The sequence below is a fragment of the Actinoplanes sp. NPDC026619 genome, assembly GCF_040638295.1.
In the GTDB taxonomy this organism is placed as follows: Bacteria; Actinomycetota; Actinomycetes; order Mycobacteriales; family Micromonosporaceae; genus Actinoplanes.
Genome location: NZ_JBEZYA010000007.1, coordinates 44,248 through 60,631, shown reverse-complemented (window position 1 = coordinate 60,631; position 16,384 = coordinate 44,248). Strand labels below are relative to the sequence as shown.

Here is a 16,384-nt window from a genome sequence, read left to right as displayed (position 1 = left end):
AGTACCCCAAAAGGATCTTCCATGTTGTACCGCTGAGATCAAGTACGCGGACGGGTGATGATCAACCGGCGCGGTTCTCGACAAGCTGGGTGAGCAGCCGGGACGGCAGTTCCTCGGCGTCGGTCGGGCGGCACAGGTGGTAGCCCTGGCCATAGCCGCAGCCCAGCCGGCGCAACGCGGTCAGCTGGGCGGCGTTCTCGATCCCCTCGGCCACCGTGCGCAGCCCGAGGATCTGCGCGAGTTCGACGATCGTGCGCACCAGCGCCAGGTCCTCCCCGGTCAGCTCGGCCCGCGCGATGAAGGCCCGGTCGATCTTCAGCTCGTCGACCGGCAGCTCACGCAGGTAGGCCAGCGACGAATAGCCGGTGCCGAAGTCGTCGATGGACAGCTGCACGCCCAGCCCGCGCAGCGTGTGCAGCGCCGCCTTGCCGAGATCCGGTTCGCTCATCAGCACCGACTCGGTCAGCTCCAGCGTCACCGCGCTCGACGGCAGGCCGGCGATGGCCAGCGCCCGCATCACGTTGTCGGCGAAGCGCGGGTGCATCAGCTGGTGCCCGGAGACGTTGACGTTGAGCGCCAGGTCGGGGAACTCGCGCCGCCAGCGGGCCACCTGCTGGGCGCTGGTCTCGAGCACCCACTGGCCGATGTCGACGATCAGCCCGAACTCCTCGGCGATCGGGATGAAGTCGACCGGCGAGACGAATCCGCGGGTCGGGCTGTGCCAGCGGATCAGCGCCTCGACGCCGGCCGGTGCGCCGTCGGCCAGCCGGATCAGCGGTTGGTACTGCAGCCGGAACTCGCCCTCGCGCAGCGCCCGCTGCAGGTCGCCGCGCAGGCTCAGGTGGTCGAGCGCCTCGGCGTGCATGTACGGCTCGTAGACCAGCACCCGGTTCGGGCCGTCCTTCTTCGCCCGGTACATCGCCACGTCCGCGTTGTGCAGCAGCGCCTCGGACTCCTCGAACTCCTCCCGGGAGATCGCTACGCCGACGCTGGCGCCGATGAAGATCTCCCGCCCGGCCACCCGGAACGGCTCCTTGATCGCGGCGACGACCCGCTCGCCGACGAGGGTCGCGGCCTCCATCGGGGAGTCGTGCAGGATCGCGGCGAACTCGTCCCCGCCGAGCCGGGCGGTGGTGTCGCTGGCCCGGACGCAACCGCGCAGGCGCCGGGCGACCAGCGCGAGCAACTGATCGCCGGCCTCGTGACCGAGGCTGTCGTTGACCGCCTTGAACCGGTCCAGGTCGATGAAGAGCACGCTGGTCGGGTCGATCGAGGTGCCCCGGGACGCCAGCACCCGGTTGAGGATCTTGAGGAAGAGGGCCCGGTTCGGCAGGCCGGTGACCGGGTCGTGGTGCGCCTCGCGAACCGCCTCGACGGTGCGCGCATCGGTCAGCGCCAGGCTCACCTGCTGGGCGAAGGCGGCCAGTTGGTCGGCCTCCTCGGAATGCTGATCGGTGCCGCCGGGCAGGTGCGCGACCAGGCAGCCGGCCATCTCGCCGGTCACCCGCACCGGGGTCGCGATCACCGTGCCGGTGCTGTCCGGCCGCACCAGCACCGAGCCGGACGCCATCGCGGCCCGCGCGGCCGCCTCGTGCAGCGGTTCCCCGTCCTCGCCGCCGCAGGTGGAGGCGACGGTGAGGCGACGATCCGGGCCGCCCTCGGCCAGCAGCAGCGCCACCGTGGCCCCGCCCAGCAGCTCCGACGCACCGCCGGTGACCGCGTCCAGGATCTCCGGCAGCGGCCGCCGGGCCGAGATCGCCCGCTGGATGGTCAGCAGCGACTCGACCAGCCGCTGCCCGGTCTGCGCACTGGTCGCCTGCCGTTCCTTCTCGGCGCGCAGGTGGCGCTCGGCGGCGAGCACCCGGATGCTGCGCAGCCCCAGGCCGAGCACCTGGGCCATGCCCTGCAGCATCTGCCGTTCCTCGGCGCCGAACGGTTCGTCCAGCCGGCCCACGATCAGCGCGTCGGCCTGTTCGCCGCCGAGCGGGCTCGCCACCGCGTACATCTCGCCGATGCCGATCACGTCGAGCAGGGTCTCGCCGGCGGCCACGGCGAGCAGCCGGGCCTCCGGGACGGCCGGTCCGAAGCCGTACGCGCCCAGGACCTTGCCTTCCCGCACCACCGCGCCCACCTCGGCCTCGACCATCTCGGTCGCGCGCTCGACCGCGTTGGTGATCGCCACCATCTCGCCCTCGGCCGCGTTGACCGCGGTGAAGAACTCGGTGAGCAGGTGCGTCGACCAGTTAATCATCGAGTCAGGCCAGCGCCAGGGTGACGAGGGTGAGGTGGTGCAGGCCGCTCGCGCCGCGCACGCGGGCGATCTCGCCACCGGTGTAGAAACCGGCGAACGGCGCGCCGTTCAGCGCCTGCCGGAGCACGGTGATCTCCTCGTCCATCCCGCCCTCGACGAGTCCGGCCCGGCGACCGGCACAGTCGAAGGCGATCACGCCGAGCGGGGCCAGGCCGTCGAGCCGGGCCAGCGCCTCGGTGCAGGACCAGGTCGCGCCGTCGAGCAGCGCCTGCCGGTCGGCCTCCATCAGCCAGACCAGCGCACCCTGCGGGATGTCGGCGGTGCCCCAGACCGTACGTTCCTCGTCGTCGCCCTGGTGGATCACCCGGATGTCCTCGCCGTTGCGGCGGGACAGCCCGAGCGGCTGCAACTGCCTGCCGTTGTCGAAGAACTCCTCGGCCGTCCCGACGAAGTTGTTCCGGCGCAGCAGCACGTCCAGGGCCGGCTCGTCGTCGAGCTGATAGATGTGCGCGCCCTGGCTCTTCGTGACGATCATCGGCGGTTCGACGCGGCGCCAGCCGTGCGCGATGCCGATGCCGATCGGCCCGTCCGAGCCGAGGGCCAGCCCGACCACCGAGTTGGTCAGCACCTCGTCGCCGTAGAACTGGTAGGTCCGCTCGAACTTGCGGTCGTCCGCGCTGAAGCCGCCGACCAGCGGAACGACCGCGCCGACGCTGGAGTACGCGCCGCGGACGATGTCGTGCGGATGGCCGGTCAGCCCGTCGCACAGCAGGAGCAACACCTTGTGGTCGTCGTGCAGACCGCGCAACGCCTCGGCGACCGCGGCGCCCGAGGCCCGCGGGTCGGACTCGCTGATGTGCGCCGCCCGGGTGTGCACGGTGAAGCCGTCGCCACCGAGCGCGGCCACCGACACGCCACCCGTGGTCATCCCGGAGTTCCCGAGCTCGCCCATCGTGGTGCAGCCGATGACGGCCGCGTCCGGGCCGGCCTCCGCGCGCACCCCGGCGAGCAGGGCCCGCAGGTCATGGGCCACCGAACAGAAGACCAGCACGGCCTTGGGCTCGCGGCCGCCGACGGCCTCCGCGACGGCCTCGGCGCCGGCCTTCGCGGAGTCCGCAGCGCTGCTCTGCCCCGCGCCGAACCAACGGTGCGGAATGCTCTGCATGATCCCCTGATCGGCACGATTTGTCGGTTGCTGAGTCGTTGCGTGTGGGGTGCTGTCATCCGTCCCCGGGCGGCCTGCCAGGCTTGGTACTTGTGACTTCCTCTGAAGACCTGGCTCGGCGGGTCCGCGATGTGAGCCGGCTGACCGGCGAGTTCGTCCTGCGTTCCGGCCGCACCGCGACCGAGTATTTCGACAAGTACCAGTTCGAGGCCGACCCGGAGCTGCTCGACCAGTTGGCCGAGCGGATGGCGGTGCTGATCCCGGAAGGCACCGAGGTGCTGGCGGGTCTGGAGATGGGCGGCATCGCGGTGGTGACCGCGCTGGCCCGGCACGCGAAACTGCCCACCGCGTTCGTGCGGAAAGAGGCCAAGAAGTACGGCACCGCCCGGCTGTGCGAGGGCGCCGAGGTGGCCGGCCGCCGGGTGCTGGTGGTCGAGGACGTGGTGACGTCGGGCGGCCAGGTGGTGATCTCCACCGGCGAGCTGCGCAAGCTCGGCGCGCACGTGGACCACGCGCTCTGCGTGATCGACCGGCAGGAGGGCGGCTCCCAGGCCCTGGCGGCCGACGGCATCACCCTGCGGGCGCTGCTGACCCGCGAGGACCTCTCCTAGGTGCCGGTCTCGCGGTAGACCCAGTCGAGGTAGGCCGGGTTGCCGGCCAGGACCGGGAGCGCCAGCACGCAGGGCACGTCGTACGGGTGCTCGGCGTTGGCGCGCTCGACGATCTTGTCGACCAGCTCGGCGCGGGTGTGCAGGGCGACCCGGACCTCGGGTTCGTCCTGCACCGCGCCGTCCCAGCGGAAGATCGAGCGAATCCCGGCGACCTGCTGCCCGCAGGCGGCGAGCCGCTCCTCGACCAGGCGGCGGGTGAAGGCGTCGAGCCACTGCGCGTCGGCCGCGGTGATCACGACCTCGACGACTCCGGTGCCGGTCACTTCTTCTCCGCGGCGATCAGCTCGGCGATCTGCACGGTGTTGAGGGCGGCGCCCTTGCGCATGTTGTCGCCGGTCACGAACATGTCGAGGGCCCGCGGGTCGTCCATCGCCCGGCGGATGCGCCCCACCCAGGACGGGTCGGTGCCGACCGCGTCGATCGGCATCGGGAACTCGCCGGCCTCCGGGTCGTCGACCAGGATCACGCCGGGCGCGCCGCGCAGGGCCTGACGAGCGCCGTCCGCGGTGACCTCGGAGCCGAACACCGCGTGCACGGCGATCGAGTGGGCGGTCACCACCGGGACGCGCACGCAGGTGGCCGAGACCTTCAGCGCCGGCAGCTCGAGGATCTTGCGGGATTCGTTGCGCAGCTTGAGCTCCTCGGACGACCAGCCGAGCGGCTCCAGGAAGCCCGACCAGGGCACCACGTTGAGCGCGAGCGGCGCCGGGAACGGGCCGAGGTCGTCGCCGACCGCCTGCCGCACGTTGCCCGGCCGGGAACCCAGCGAGCGATCGCCGGCCACCTTGCTGAGCTGGTCGTGCAGCGTGTCCACGCCGACCTGACCGGCGCCCGAGGCGGCTTGGTAGGAAGCGAGCACCAGCTCGCGCAGACCGAACTCGCGGTGCAGCGGGGCGATCGCCATGATCATCGCCATCACCGTGCAGTTGGCGTTGGAGACGATGCTGCGGGGCCGGTCGCGCACCGCTTCCTTGTTGACCTCGGGGACCACCAGAGGCACGTCCGGTTCCATCCGGAACGCGGCCGAGTTGTCCACCACGGTCACGCCGCGGGCGGCCGCGATCGGCGCCCACTCGAGCGACACGTCATCGGGCACGTCGAACATGGCCACGTCGACGCCGTCGAACGCCTCCGGAGTCAGCTCCCGCACGGTCAGCTGTTCGCCGCGGCAGCTCAGTTGCTTGCCGGCCGAGCGGCTGGAGGCGAGCAGCCGGATCTCCCCCCAGACGTTGCGCCGGGAGGAAAGCAGTTCGAGCATCACGGTGCCGACGGAGCCGGTGGCTCCGACGACGGCGAGCGTCGGCTGCGCCATCGGCCTTACCGGCCGGTGCCCGCGTACACCACCGCTTCCTCGTTGCCACCGAGCTCGAACTGGTCGTGCACGGCGCGCACGGCGGTGTCGAGGTCGGTGTCGCGGCAGACCACGGAGACGCGGATCTCCGAGGTCGAGATCATCTCGATGTTGACGCCGGCCTCGCCGATGCAGGCGAAGAACGAGGCGGCCACACCGGGGTGCGAGCGCATGCCCGCGCCGATCAGCGACACCTTGCCGACGTGGTCATCGAAGAGCAGGCTCTTGAAATTGATCTTTTCCTTGATCTTGTCGAGGGCGGCCATCGCGGTGGGGCCGTCAGCCTTCGGCAGAGTGAAGGAGATGTCGGTGCGACCGGTGCCCTCGGTCGAGACGTTCTGCACGATCATGTCGATGTTGATCTCGGCCTGGGCCACCGTGTTGAAGATGTGGCCGGCGGCGCCGGGCTCGTCGGGCACACCGACGATCGTGATCTTGGCCTCGCTCCGCTCGTGGGCGACCCCGGTGATCAGCGCTTGTTCCACAGAAGGGTCCTCCATCGATCCGGTGACCATCGTGCCGGGCTTGTTGGAATACGAAGAGCGTACGTGGATCGGCACGTTGAAGCGGCGGGCGTACTCCACGCATCGCAACATCAGCACCTTCGCCCCACCGGCGGCGAGCTCGAGCATCTCCTCGTACGTGATCTGCTTGATGTGCTTCGCGTCGGGAACGATCCGCGGGTCGGCGGTGAAGACGCCGTCGACGTCGGTGTAGATCTCGCAGACGTCGGCGTGCAGCGCCGCCGCCAGGGCGACCGCCGTCGTGTCCGAGCCGCCGCGGCCCAGCGTGGTGATGTCCTTGGTGTCCTGCGAGACGCCCTGGAAACCGGCCACGATGCAGATCGCGCCCTCGTCCAGCGCCGAGCGCAGCCGGCCGGGCGTCACGTCGATGATCCGCGCCTTGCCGTGCGTCGAGGTGGTCAGCACGCCGGCCTGCGAGCCGGTGTAGGACCGGGCCTCGTAGCCGAGGTTGTGGATCGCCATCGCGAGCAGTGCCATCGAGATGCGCTCGCCGGCGGTCAGCAGCATGTCGAGCTCGCGACCCGGCGGCAGCGGACTCACCTGGTTGGCCAGGTCGAGCAGCTCATCGGTGGTGTCACCCATCGCCGACACCACGACCACCACGTCGTCGCCACCCTTGCGGGCGGCCACGATGCGCTCCGCCACCCGCTTGATGCGCTCGGCGGTGGCAACGGACGAGCCACCGTACTTCTGCACCACCAGTGCCACGGGGTAACCATTCCTTTGACGTCTTCGGAAAACCGCCGGCCAGGACAATCGCCACCACACTAGCCGCGCCCGGGCGGCACACCGACAGCCGATCCCAGGATTCGGCCCCTGGCTGCCCTGGCTGCCGACAAACCCGGCCGCGACACGCCAGACGCCCGACACCGCCCGGTTCGGCCCGCGGAGGCGAGAATGTCTCGGTGCGCACCCGCCTGCTGCCTGCCGCCGCCGCCCTGCTGATGTTGGGTGGCGTGGCGGCCTGCGGCGGCGAGCCCGCCGTGACACCCACACCCTCCACCTCGGCCGCGCCGACCGGCAACGCCGACGCGCTCGACGCCCGCACCGACCTGGCCGCGAAGGCGGCACAGGCCCAGGACAAGGCGTACGCGGCTCTCTACACGCTCGACGACGACGGCGACGGCCGGCAGCACAACGTGGTCGCCACCATCGCCGCCGACGGCACCTGGCGTGTCGATGTGAGCGACGGCATGTACGACGGCACCACCGACGTGTCGATCGTCTCCACCGCCGCCGGCACCTATCAGTGCACGGTCGCCTCGCCGAACAACCCGGTCACGCCCAGCTGCGTGAAGGTCGCGGCGGCCGGCAAGAAGGTGCCGAAGGACAACTCGCCCCAGGTGGAGCGGCTGTTCCGGCTCTGGCTGCCGGTCTTTCGCGACCGGCAGTCGGCGCTCTCGGTGACCGAGGTCCAGCCACTGTCCGGCGCGCAGGGCACCTGTTATTCGGTCGACTCGATCGCCGCGTCGATCAAGGCGCCGGTCGACGTCGGCATCTACTGCTACGCCAACGACGGCGTGCTGACCGCGGCCCGGGTCGGCTTCGGCGTGCTCAAGCTGGTCAGCCAGGTGGCCGGCCCGGCCACGGTGCCGCTGCCCGGCCCCGAGTCGCCCGGCCCGGCGATGGGCCTGGACGCACCCGCCCCGCCCGACCCGAATCAGCTGCCCACCAGCCTCGCGCCGTCGGCCTGACCCCGGCGTTCCCACGATCCGGGCGTAGAGTTAGCGACGTTCGAGTTGATCACGTAGGGTCATTTTTGACATGTGGCAGGCACTCCTTCTTCGCTGCCGCGACGAGGCCCCATCCCAGGCCGGCACCTCGTCGCGGAGTTGACGCGCGCCCGCCTCCCAGGTCTCGCCCTTTCAGGAGCATCCACATGTCCAACTCCTTCGACACTCAGCGTCCTAGCGCCATGCCGTTCGAGCGCTACGTGCCGTACCAGAAGCAGTTCGCCGTCGACCTGTCCGACCGGCAGTGGCCGGCGAAGGTCACCGAGGTAGCGCCCCGCTGGTGCGCGGTCGACCTGCGTGACGGCAACCAGGCCCTGATCGACCCGATGTCCCCCGAGCGCAAGAAGCGCATGTTCATGCTGCTGGTACAGATGGGCTACAAGGAGATCGAGGTCGGCTTCCCGGCGGCGTCGCAGACCGACTACGACTTCATCCGCCAGCTGATCGAGCAGGACCTGATCCCGGACGACGTCACCGTCCAGGTGCTGACCCAGTGCCGGGAACACCTGATCGAGCGCACCTTCGAGTCGCTGCGCGGTGCCAAGCGGGCGATCGTGCACTTCTACAACTCGACGTCGGTGCTGCAGCGGCGGGTCGTCTTCGGGCTGGACAAGGACGGCATCACCGACATCGCCACCAGCGGCGCCCGGTTCTGCCAGAAGTACGCCGAGATCCACACCCCGGACACCGAGATCTTCTACGAATACTCGCCGGAGTCCTACACGGGCACCGAGCTGGAGTACGCGCTGGAGGTCTGCTCGGCCGTCATCGACGTGATCGATCCGACCCCGGACCGGCCGCTGATCATCAATCTGCCGGCCACGGTCGAGATGGCCACCCCGAACGTCTACGCCGACTCGATCGAGTGGATGCACCGCCACCTGCCCCGCCGCGAGTCGGTGGTGCTGTCGCTGCACCCGCACAACGACCGGGGCACCGCGGTGGCCGCTGCCGAGCTGGGCCTGCTGGCCGGTGCCGACCGCATCGAGGGCTGCCTGTTCGGCAACGGCGAGCGCACCGGCAACGTCGACCTGGTCACCCTGGGCCTGAACCTGTTCTCGCAGGGCATCGACCCAATGATCAACTTCTCTCAGATCGACGAGATCAAACGTACGGTCGAGTACTGCAACCAGCTGCCGGTGCACGAGCGTCACCCGTACGTGGGTGACCTGGTCTACACCGCGTTCTCCGGGTCGCACCAGGATGCGATCAAGAAGGGCTTCGCGGCGCTGCAGGCCGACGCCGACGCGGCCGGCACCGAGATCGACGCGTTCACCTGGGGCGTTCCCTACCTGCCGGTCGACCCGAAGGACCTGGGCCGCAGCTACGAGGCGGTCATCCGGGTCAACTCGCAGTCCGGCAAGGGCGGCGTGGCGTACATCATGAAGGAAGAGCACAAGCTCGACATGCCGCGGCGCCTGCAGATCGAGTTCTCCGGCGTCGTGCAGCACCACACCGACGAAGAGGGCGGCGAGGTCTCGCCGCAGGAGATGTGGGACATCTTCGCGGCCGAATACCTGATCGAGCACCAGGTGGCGGCGGCCTTCAAGATCGAGGGCTACAGCACGGCCACCGTGGACGGCAAGGTCGAGATCGACCTGGAGGTCTTCCACCGCGGCGTCCGGCGTCCGCTGCTGGGGGTCGGCAACGGCCCGATCGACGCGTTCGTGCAGGCCGTGGCCCCGCTGGGGGTGCAGGCCCGGGTGCTGGACTACCAGGAGCACGCGATGACCGCGGGCGGCGACGCGCAGGCCGCGGCGTACGTCGAGGTCGAGGTCGGCGACCGCACAGTGTGGGGTGTCGGCATCGACGCGAACATCGTGAGCGCCTCGATCAAGGCCGTGACCAGCGCGATCAACCGCGCTCGCTGAGGTTTTCAGGGCATCCCGCGCGCCGCCGCGTCGGCGCGCGGGATGATCCACCCACGGGTGATCGACTCGGACACATCGGGCACTGCGCCCTTAGGCTCAGGCGGTGCCCCCTCATGCTCCTCGATGGACCCTGTTCCTCGCCGCCGCCGCCCTGACCCTCGCCACCACCGCGTGCGACCAAGTCAAAATTGATGTCGGCCCGTTCCCGACCGACACCGCCACCACGTCCGGATCCGGGTCGGGGGCCGGTTCGGCCGCCAGTGCCAAAGCCCAGCTGGACAAGCTGAAGGTGGCCACGGCCGGCAAGATGACGGGCTACAGCCGGGAGAAGTTCCCGCACTGGATCAGCACCGGCAGCAACTGCGACACCCGTGACTCGGTGCTCAAGCGGGACGGCACCAAGGTGAAGTTCTCCGGCTGCAACGTGGTCGCCGGCACCTGGAAGAGCGTCTACGACGGCAAGACGATCACCGTGCCGGCCCAGGTGGACATCGACCACGTGGTGCCGCTGGCCAATGCCTGGCGTTCCGGCGCCGCGGCGTGGACCACCGATCAGCGCAAGGCGTTCGCGAACGACCTCGACGATCCGCAGCTGGTCGCGGTGTCGGCGTCGTCCAACCGGTCCAAGGGCGACCAGGATCCGTCGACCTGGAAGCCGACCGACAGCAGCGCGTGGTGCGAGTATGCGGAAGACTGGATCGCGGTGAAGACCAAGTGGAAACTCACGATCCTCACCAAGGAGAAGACCGCCCTCGCCGACATGCTGGAGAAGTGCTGATGAGCGACCCCGCTCCCACCGGCTCCACCCCGCCCGAGCCAGCCGCGTCCATCCGGCCGGCCGCCCCGCCCAAACCCGCCCCGCCCAAAGCCGCCCCGCCCAAAGCCGCCCCGCCCAACGCCGCGCCCGCAGCGCCGTCAAACGCCGCGCCCGCGGCCCCGGTCTCTGCGGCACCCGCCGCCCCGGTCGAAGCCGCCCCCGCCGCCCCGGTCGAAGCCGCGCCCGCTGCCGCACCCGCTGCGGCAACGCCGGCCGCTGGCCCCGCGGGCGACAAATCCGATAAAGCCGATACCGCCACCGCCGCGCCGGCGCTTACGACCGACATCACGGCGGGTCAGGGCGGCGTCATGACCGATGAGGTCGGCGTGGTCACCGGCGATTTGACGCTGAAGACCGAGGTCAGCGGCAACGACGTCGTTGTGCGGGTGCAATACAAGGAAGCCGACGAGTGGTACGTGGTCACCGGCGCCAAGACCAAGATCAAAGACCCGGCCGACGCCGCCGCCATCCACCAGGTCGCGGTAGGCATCCTGAACCGCCCCGAAGGCTGATCCAGAAGGGCGATCTTGGCGAGTTGGCGCGACCTCCGCACAGTAACTCGCCTAGATCCACACCCGCGCGGGCCCGGTGGATGCGACTCGCCGCGGCCCGGACCGGAAATGGCGATCTTGGCGAGTTGGCGCGACCTCCGCACAGCAACTCGCCTAGATCCACACCCGCGCGGGCCCGGCGGATGCGACTCGCCGCGACCCGGACCGGAAATAGCGATCTTGGCGAGTTGGCGCGACCTCCACACAGCAACTCGCCTAGATCCACACCCGCGCTGGCCCGGCCGGGCGAATCGCTGCGGGCTGGAGGCGCGCCGCTTGGCGTGGGGGTCATGAGGGCTTGCGCACCCGTCGGGCCGGGGACTGCCCGGTCCGGCGAGTGCGATGCTCCGCGTATCGCTGGATTTGAATTGAGCCGGCGCTGAAGCAAGCCGCCGGACCGGAGTCAGGCCGGTGTCGAAGCGGGCTTCCGGCCGACCACCAACTCGTCCTCGACGACCGGGAAGTGGCACGCGGTCTGGTGCGACTCGGGGTCGTCCAGGCGGGTGACCAGCGGCGGCTCTTCCGCGGCGCAGATGTCCTGCGCCTTCCAGCAGCGGGTGCGGAAGCGGCAACCGGACGGCGGGTTGATCGGGCTGGGCACGTCGCCGGTGAGGAGCACGCGTTCGCGCTGCGCGCGGTCGCGCCGGGCCGGGTCCGGCACCGGGACGGCCGACATCAGCGCCACGGTGTACGGGTGGCGCGGGTTCCGGTAGAGCTCGTCCCGTTCGGCGATCTCCACGACCTTGCCGAGGTACATGACCGCGACCCGGTCCGAGATGTGCCGGACCACCGACAGGTCGTGCGCGATGAAGACGTAGGTCAGGTCGAACTCGCGCTGCAGGTCGTCGAGCAGGTTGACGACCTGGGCCTGGATCGACACGTCGAGCGCCGACACCGGCTCGTCCGCGACGATCATCTTGGGCCGCAGGGCGAGCGCGCGGGCGATGCCGATGCGCTGGCGCTGGCCGCCGGAGAACTCGTGCGGATAGCGGTTGTAGTGCTCGGGGTTGAGCCCGACCAGTTCGAGCAGCTCCTGCACGGCCTTCTTGGTGCCCTGCGGGGTGGGGATGCTCTGGATCTGCAGCGGCGCCGCGATGATCGACCCGACCGTGTGCCGCGGGTTCAGCGACGAGAACGGGTCCTGGAAGATCATCTGGATGTCGCGGCGCAGCGGCCGCAGCTGCGAGACGGACCGGTGGCTGATGTCCTTGCCATCAAAAATGATCTTGCCGGCGGTCGGCTCCAGGATGCGGGTGAACAGCCGGCCGGTAGTGGACTTGCCACAGCCGGACTCACCCACCAGACCCAGTGTCTCGCCCGCCCGCACCTGCAGATCGATACCGTCGACCGCACGCACGGCGCCGACCTGCCGCCGGAACAGACCCTTCGTGATCGGGAAGTGCTTCTCCAGCCCCGACACCTCGAGCAGGTTCTCGCTCATCGTTTTCCTTCCTCCGCTCAGAGGTTCGGCAGAACTTCCTGCTGGAAGATCTTGGTGCGCTCTTCCGGGGGCAGGTGGCAGGCGACCAGGTGTTCGCCGCCGAGCCCGGCGTCGCGCAGCAGCGGCACATCGGTGAAGGACCGGTTGCCGTTGCGCCCGGCGTAGGGGCACCGCGGGTGGAAGGCACAGCCGTCCGGGAGATTGATCAGGCTCGGCGGGGTGCCCTTGACCGGCGTCAGCCGCTCGCGGACGTCCCGGTCCAGACGCGGCATCGAACCAAGCAGACCCCAGGTGTACGGGTGCTGCGGGTTCTGGAATACGTCGAGCGCCGGGCCCTTCTCGATGATCTTTCCGCCGTACATCACCAGGACCTCGTCGGCCAGCTCGGCCACCACGCCCAGGTCATGGGTGATCATGATGACCGCCGAGCCGAATTCCTCCTGCAGGTCCCGGATCAGGTCAAGGATCTGCGCCTGCACGGTCACGTCGAGCGCCGTGGTGGGCTCGTCCGCGATCAGCAGTTGCGGGTCGTTGACCAGCGCCATCGCGATCATGGCGCGCTGCCGCATGCCGCCCGAGAACTGGTGGGCGTAGTCGTTGAAGCGACGCTCCGGCTGCGGGATGCCGACCCGGGCGAGCATGTCGATCGCCCGCTCGCGGGCCACCTTCTTGTTCGTCCCGGGGTGGTGCACCCGGTACGCCTCGACGATCTGCGACCCGACGGTGAAGTACGGGTGCATGGCGCTCAGCGGGTCCTGAAAGATCATCGCCATCTTGCCGCCGCGCAGCAGGCGAACCTTCTCGTCGGCGGCGGTGATCAGCTCTTCGTCGTCGAGCCAGATCTCGCCGGTGACCTTGGCGTTGCTGCGGGTGCGGTGCAGGCCGAGGACGCCGAGCGAGGTGACGCTCTTGCCGGAGCCGGACTCGCCCACGATGCCGAGGGTCTCGCCCTTCTCCAGCGTGAACGACGAGCCGGAGACCGCCTGGACGATGCCGTCGTCGGTCTCGAAACGGATGGTGAGGTCTTTTACCTCGAGGAATGGCCGCTGGTTTGCGCCGATGGAGGAGCTGATGGACATGCGGTTTCCTCCCTCAGCCCAGCCGCACGCGCGGGTCGATGACGCCGTAGAGCAGGTCGACGATCAGGTTCATGATGACAATGAAGAACGCGGCGAACAGGGTCACACCGAGGATGGTCGGCAAGTCGTTGGTGCGAATGCCGTTCAGCGCCCAGTAACCGAGACCGCGCAGGTTGAAGACCGCCTCGGTGAGGATCGCGCCGCCGAGCAGCGCGCCCAGGTCGAGGCCGAAGACGGTGACCAGGGGGGTCAGACCGGATCGGAGGCCGTGCTTGCCGATGACCGTGCGCTCCTTCAGGCCCTTGGCCCGTGCGGTGCGGATGTAGTCCTCACCGAGGGTCTCGAGCATGTTGGCCCGGGTCAATCGGGCATAGGTGGCGGCGAACAGGAACGCCAGCGTCACCCACGGCATCAGCAACCCGGTGAACCACTTGGCTGGATTGTCGAAGAACGGGGTGTAGTCCGCGTTCGGCAACCAACCCAAGCCGTAGACGAAGATGCTCAGCGCGAGCAGGCCGGTGAAGTAGATCGGCAGCGACACGCCGGCCAGCGCAATCGTCATCACCGTGCGGTCCCAGATGGTGCCGCGCCGCAGCGCGGAGATCACGCCGAAGAGCACGCCCATCAGCACCCAGATCACGGCGGCGCCGATGGCGAGCGAGATGGTGATCGGGAGGGCGTGGATCAGAATCGGCCACACCTCCTGATTGGTCTTGAAGGTGTACCCGAGGCAGGGCGCCGAGCAGTGCGTGATGTCCGGGCCGTTGGAGTAGTCCCGGCCGGCCACGATGCCCTTCAAGAACTTCCAGTACTGCACGATGATCGGGTCGTTGAGCCCGAGCTTCGTCCGGATGCCCTCGACCGCGATCGGGTCGGCCTGCTTGCCGATGTACAACAGCGCCGGATCACTACCGGTGGCTTTTGGCACTAGGAAGAAGACGCCGAAAGTCACGAGTGTGACCACGAGCAGCGTCACGACGGCATTGATCAGCCGCCGGATGAGGTATGCCACCACGACTTTCGGCCGGATACCGGGCGGGCGCCGAGCTCTTGCGAACTCGGCACCCGCCCAGCGGGGGCGGCCTTCACCTGCCCTTCGATTTACCCGTTGCTACAGCGAGCGGATTACTTGCCGTCGCTGACGCCGAGCGACGCGAAGTCCACCATGGCCAGGCCGGAGTGGAAGTACACGTTCGTCAGCCGCGGGTTGTAGTAGTTGAGCGCCTTGTCGAACACGAACGGCAGGTAGTAGAAGCCGTCCATGACCTTCTTGTTGGCTTCCTGGTAGTCCGTGCCGGCCGCGGTGGCGTCCTTCTCGGCCAGGCCCTTGGCGAACAGATCGTCGATCGCCTGGTCCTTGATCTCGGGAAGGTTGTAGTTGCCGTTCGCCGCGAGGAACTTGCTCGACGCCAGCGGGGCGAGGTATCCGTAGCCGGTGGGGAAGTCAGCACCCCAGCCGGCGATCATGATGCCGTAGCCCTTCTTGTGCACGTTGTTCGGCGAGCCGACAACGGTGGCGATCTGCGAGCCGTCGTACTGCTCGATCGACGCGTTGATGCCAACGGTCTTCAGCGCCGCCTGGAGGGCGGTCGCGGTCGCGATCTCGGCCGGCTTGTTGTTCCGGACCGCGATCTTGGTGTCGAAGCCGGTCGGCTTGCCACACGCGGTCAGGGCCGCCTTGGCCTTGTCCACCTGCGGCTTGCCCTGCGCGCGACCGTACGGGTCGTAGCTCTTGTCGGCACCGAGGATGTTCGGGGGCAGCATGTTGGTCGCAATGTCGCCACCGGCCACCGGGCCGCCACGGGCGGTCTGCAGCGTGGTCGGGTCAGAGGCGTACACGACCGCCTTGCGGCACTCGATGTTGTCGAACGGCGCGACGTTCTGCGAGATCGCGGCGTACCGGATGAAGCCGTTGTTCGGGTTCGCGGCGTTCGCCTTGAGCTTCTCGTCGGTCAGGATCTGGGTGCGCGCCTGGGTGGCCACACCGCTCTGGCTCGCGTCCATGTCCGCCGTGCCGGCGAGCAGGCGCGAGTCCATGTCCTCAGCGTTCGTGGTGATCGTGAGGGTGATCTTGTCCGGCAGAGCCTTGCGGACCGTGTCGGTCGTCGCGTCCCAGTTGGTGTTGCGCACCAGGGTCGCGCCCTTGCCCGGCTCGATGCTCTCGAACTTGTACGGGCCCGAGGAGGCCGGGGCCAGGCCGTACTTGGCGCCGGTGTCCCGCTTCTGCGGAACCGGGGCGCCGCCCGGCAGGGCCAGCTCGTACGGGAAGTTCGCGTTCGCGTTCGCCAGGTGGAAGACGATCGTCGAGTCGTCCGGCGTCTCGACGGTCTTCAGGCCCAGCTTGTTCGGGTCGGTGTCCTTGTACGGGCCCGTGTACTTCTGGCCCTGGTCCAGTTCGTCCGTCAGGTACAGCGGACCACCGGGGACGACGTCCTGCGCGAAGATGCGCTCGATGCCGTACTTGATGTCCTTCGAGGTGATCGCGGTGCCATCGTCGAACTTGATGCCACTCTTCAGCTTGAAGGTGTAGGTCTTGCCGTCCGCGCTGACCTCCGGGGCGGCCGAGGCCAGGTCCGGGGTCAGGATAAGGCCGTCAGCGCCGGGCTTCGGCGTGTAGGTCATCAGGGTCCGGCTGTAGAGCCGGTTCATGTTGATCGTCCAGGCGTAGTACGAGATCGCCGGGTCGAAAGAGTCAGCGTCCTGGGGGCTCCACAGGTTGAGGGTGCCGCCCTTCTTGTCGCTCGCGTTGACGACCTTGGTCGCCGCCGCGTTGAAGGCCGCACCGGTGCTCGACGAGCTGTCATCGCTCTTGTTGTCGTCGGAACCGCCACCGCATGCGGCGGTCAGTCCCAATGTGATTGCGGCCGTCGCGGCCAACATCACCTTCGTCTTGCCTGCCACCTAAACTCCTACCTTCTTGGACGGCGACC

General features: G+C 69.0%; 14 protein-coding genes. 5 read left to right on the top strand and 9 right to left on the bottom strand.

Features of this window, described 5'->3' with window-relative positions; genetic code table 11:
- Positions 1 to 61: 61 nt before the first annotated feature.
- Positions 62 to 2,251, bottom strand: coding sequence for an EAL domain-containing protein (locus AB0E90_RS17175; RefSeq protein WP_360405687.1), 2,190 nt, complete (start codon positions 2,249 to 2,251; stop codon positions 62 to 64).
- 4 nt (positions 2,252 to 2,255) lie between these two features.
- Entirely contained in the window at positions 2,256 to 3,416 is a 1,161-nt protein-coding gene (locus AB0E90_RS17170) for an FIST N-terminal domain-containing protein (RefSeq protein WP_360405684.1), read from the bottom strand.
- Positions 3,417 to 3,508: 92 nt separating this feature from the next.
- Here AB0E90_RS17170 and pyrE point away from each other — a divergent pair, with 92 nt between their 5' ends.
- On the top strand, positions 3,509 to 4,027 hold the full coding sequence (pyrE, locus tag AB0E90_RS17165) for an orotate phosphoribosyltransferase (RefSeq protein ID WP_360405681.1): 519 nt from the start codon (positions 3,509 to 3,511) through the stop codon (positions 4,025 to 4,027).
- On the opposite strand, the gene cutA is transcribed toward pyrE, so the two are convergent.
- Genes cutA through AB0E90_RS17150 form a run of 3 tightly spaced genes read right to left on the bottom strand, consistent with a single transcriptional unit; the run spans position 4,024 to position 6,670 of the window.
- Positions 4,024 to 4,350, bottom strand: coding sequence for a divalent-cation tolerance protein CutA (gene cutA / locus AB0E90_RS17160; protein WP_360405678.1), 327 nt, complete (start codon positions 4,348 to 4,350; stop codon positions 4,024 to 4,026). The two genes, pyrE and cutA, sit on opposite strands and share 4 nt — an antisense overlap.
- A complete protein-coding gene (locus AB0E90_RS17155; protein ID WP_360405675.1) occupies positions 4,347 to 5,399 on the bottom strand; it encodes an aspartate-semialdehyde dehydrogenase in 1,053 nt (350 codons plus the stop codon). Before AB0E90_RS17155 ends, cutA begins: the two co-directional genes overlap by 4 nt.
- Positions 5,400 to 5,404: 5 nt before the next feature.
- The gene (locus AB0E90_RS17150) at positions 5,405 to 6,670 is read right to left on the bottom strand and encodes an aspartate kinase (RefSeq protein WP_360405672.1); all 1,266 of its coding nucleotides are present in this window, start codon (positions 6,668 to 6,670) and stop codon (positions 5,405 to 5,407) included.
- A gap of 197 nt (positions 6,671 to 6,867) precedes the next feature.
- Between AB0E90_RS17150 and AB0E90_RS17145 the strand changes: the two genes are divergently transcribed.
- The 4 genes from AB0E90_RS17145 to AB0E90_RS17130 all read left to right on the top strand — a co-directional run bounded on the left by AB0E90_RS17145 (position 6,868) and on the right by AB0E90_RS17130 (position 10,895).
- Positions 6,868 to 7,656: a hypothetical protein gene (locus tag AB0E90_RS17145; RefSeq protein WP_360405669.1), complete on the top strand. Its 789-nt coding sequence runs from the start codon at positions 6,868 to 6,870 to the stop codon at positions 7,654 to 7,656.
- Positions 7,657 to 7,841: 185 nt separating this feature from the next.
- On the top strand, positions 7,842 to 9,566 hold the full coding sequence (gene leuA, locus AB0E90_RS17140; RefSeq protein WP_360405666.1) for a 2-isopropylmalate synthase: 1,725 nt from the start codon (positions 7,842 to 7,844) through the stop codon (positions 9,564 to 9,566).
- A gap of 103 nt (positions 9,567 to 9,669) precedes the next feature.
- Positions 9,670 to 10,344 carry an HNH endonuclease family protein gene (locus tag AB0E90_RS17135; protein WP_360405663.1) on the top strand — a complete coding sequence of 225 codons (675 nt, stop codon included), beginning with the start codon at positions 9,670 to 9,672 and terminating at the stop codon, positions 10,342 to 10,344.
- Positions 10,338 to 10,895 (top strand): hypothetical protein, encoded by a 558-nt coding sequence (locus tag AB0E90_RS17130; RefSeq protein WP_360405660.1) that lies wholly within the window; start codon positions 10,338 to 10,340, stop codon positions 10,893 to 10,895. The genes AB0E90_RS17135 and AB0E90_RS17130 overlap by 7 nt, the downstream gene beginning before the upstream one ends.
- A gap of 442 nt (positions 10,896 to 11,337) precedes the next feature.
- Here AB0E90_RS17130 and AB0E90_RS17125 read toward each other — a convergent pair whose 3' ends face one another.
- From AB0E90_RS17125 to AB0E90_RS17110, 4 genes are all read right to left on the bottom strand, one after another.
- Entirely contained in the window at positions 11,338 to 12,375 is a 1,038-nt protein-coding gene (locus tag AB0E90_RS17125) for a dipeptide ABC transporter ATP-binding protein (RefSeq protein ID WP_360405657.1), read from the bottom strand.
- A 17-nt stretch (positions 12,376 to 12,392) separates the two neighbouring features.
- Positions 12,393 to 13,454 carry an ABC transporter ATP-binding protein gene (locus tag AB0E90_RS17120; protein ID WP_360405654.1) on the bottom strand — a complete coding sequence of 354 codons (1,062 nt, stop codon included), beginning with the start codon at positions 13,452 to 13,454 and terminating at the stop codon, positions 12,393 to 12,395.
- Between the two features lie 13 nt (positions 13,455 to 13,467).
- Entirely contained in the window at positions 13,468 to 14,469 is a 1,002-nt protein-coding gene (locus tag AB0E90_RS17115; protein WP_360405651.1) for an ABC transporter permease, read from the bottom strand.
- 110 nt (positions 14,470 to 14,579) lie between these two features.
- Positions 14,580 to 16,355, bottom strand: coding sequence for an ABC transporter substrate-binding protein (locus AB0E90_RS17110; protein WP_360405648.1), 1,776 nt, complete (start codon positions 16,353 to 16,355; stop codon positions 14,580 to 14,582).
- Positions 16,356 to 16,384 lie beyond the last annotated feature (29 nt).

What these genes read in the sequence shown, in the direction of transcription:
- AB0E90_RS17170 (WP_360405684.1), bottom strand. Translation starts at nt 3,416, where the DNA reads ATGCAGAGCATTCCGCACCGTTGGTTCGGCGCGGGGCAGAGCAGCGCT.
- AB0E90_RS17155 (WP_360405675.1), bottom strand. Translation starts at nt 5,399, where the DNA reads ATGGCGCAGCCGACGCTCGCCGTCGTCGGAGCCACCGGCTCCGTCGGC.
- AB0E90_RS17120 (WP_360405654.1), bottom strand. Translation starts at nt 13,454, where the DNA reads ATGTCCATCAGCTCCTCCATCGGCGCAAACCAGCGGCCATTCCTCGAG.
- leuA (WP_360405666.1), top strand. Translation starts at nt 7,842, where the DNA reads ATGTCCAACTCCTTCGACACTCAGCGTCCTAGCGCCATGCCGTTCGAG.
- AB0E90_RS17125 (WP_360405657.1), bottom strand. Translation starts at nt 12,375, where the DNA reads ATGAGCGAGAACCTGCTCGAGGTGTCGGGGCTGGAGAAGCACTTCCCG.
- AB0E90_RS17175 (WP_360405687.1), bottom strand. Translation starts at nt 2,251, where the DNA reads ATGATTAACTGGTCGACGCACCTGCTCACCGAGTTCTTCACCGCGGTC.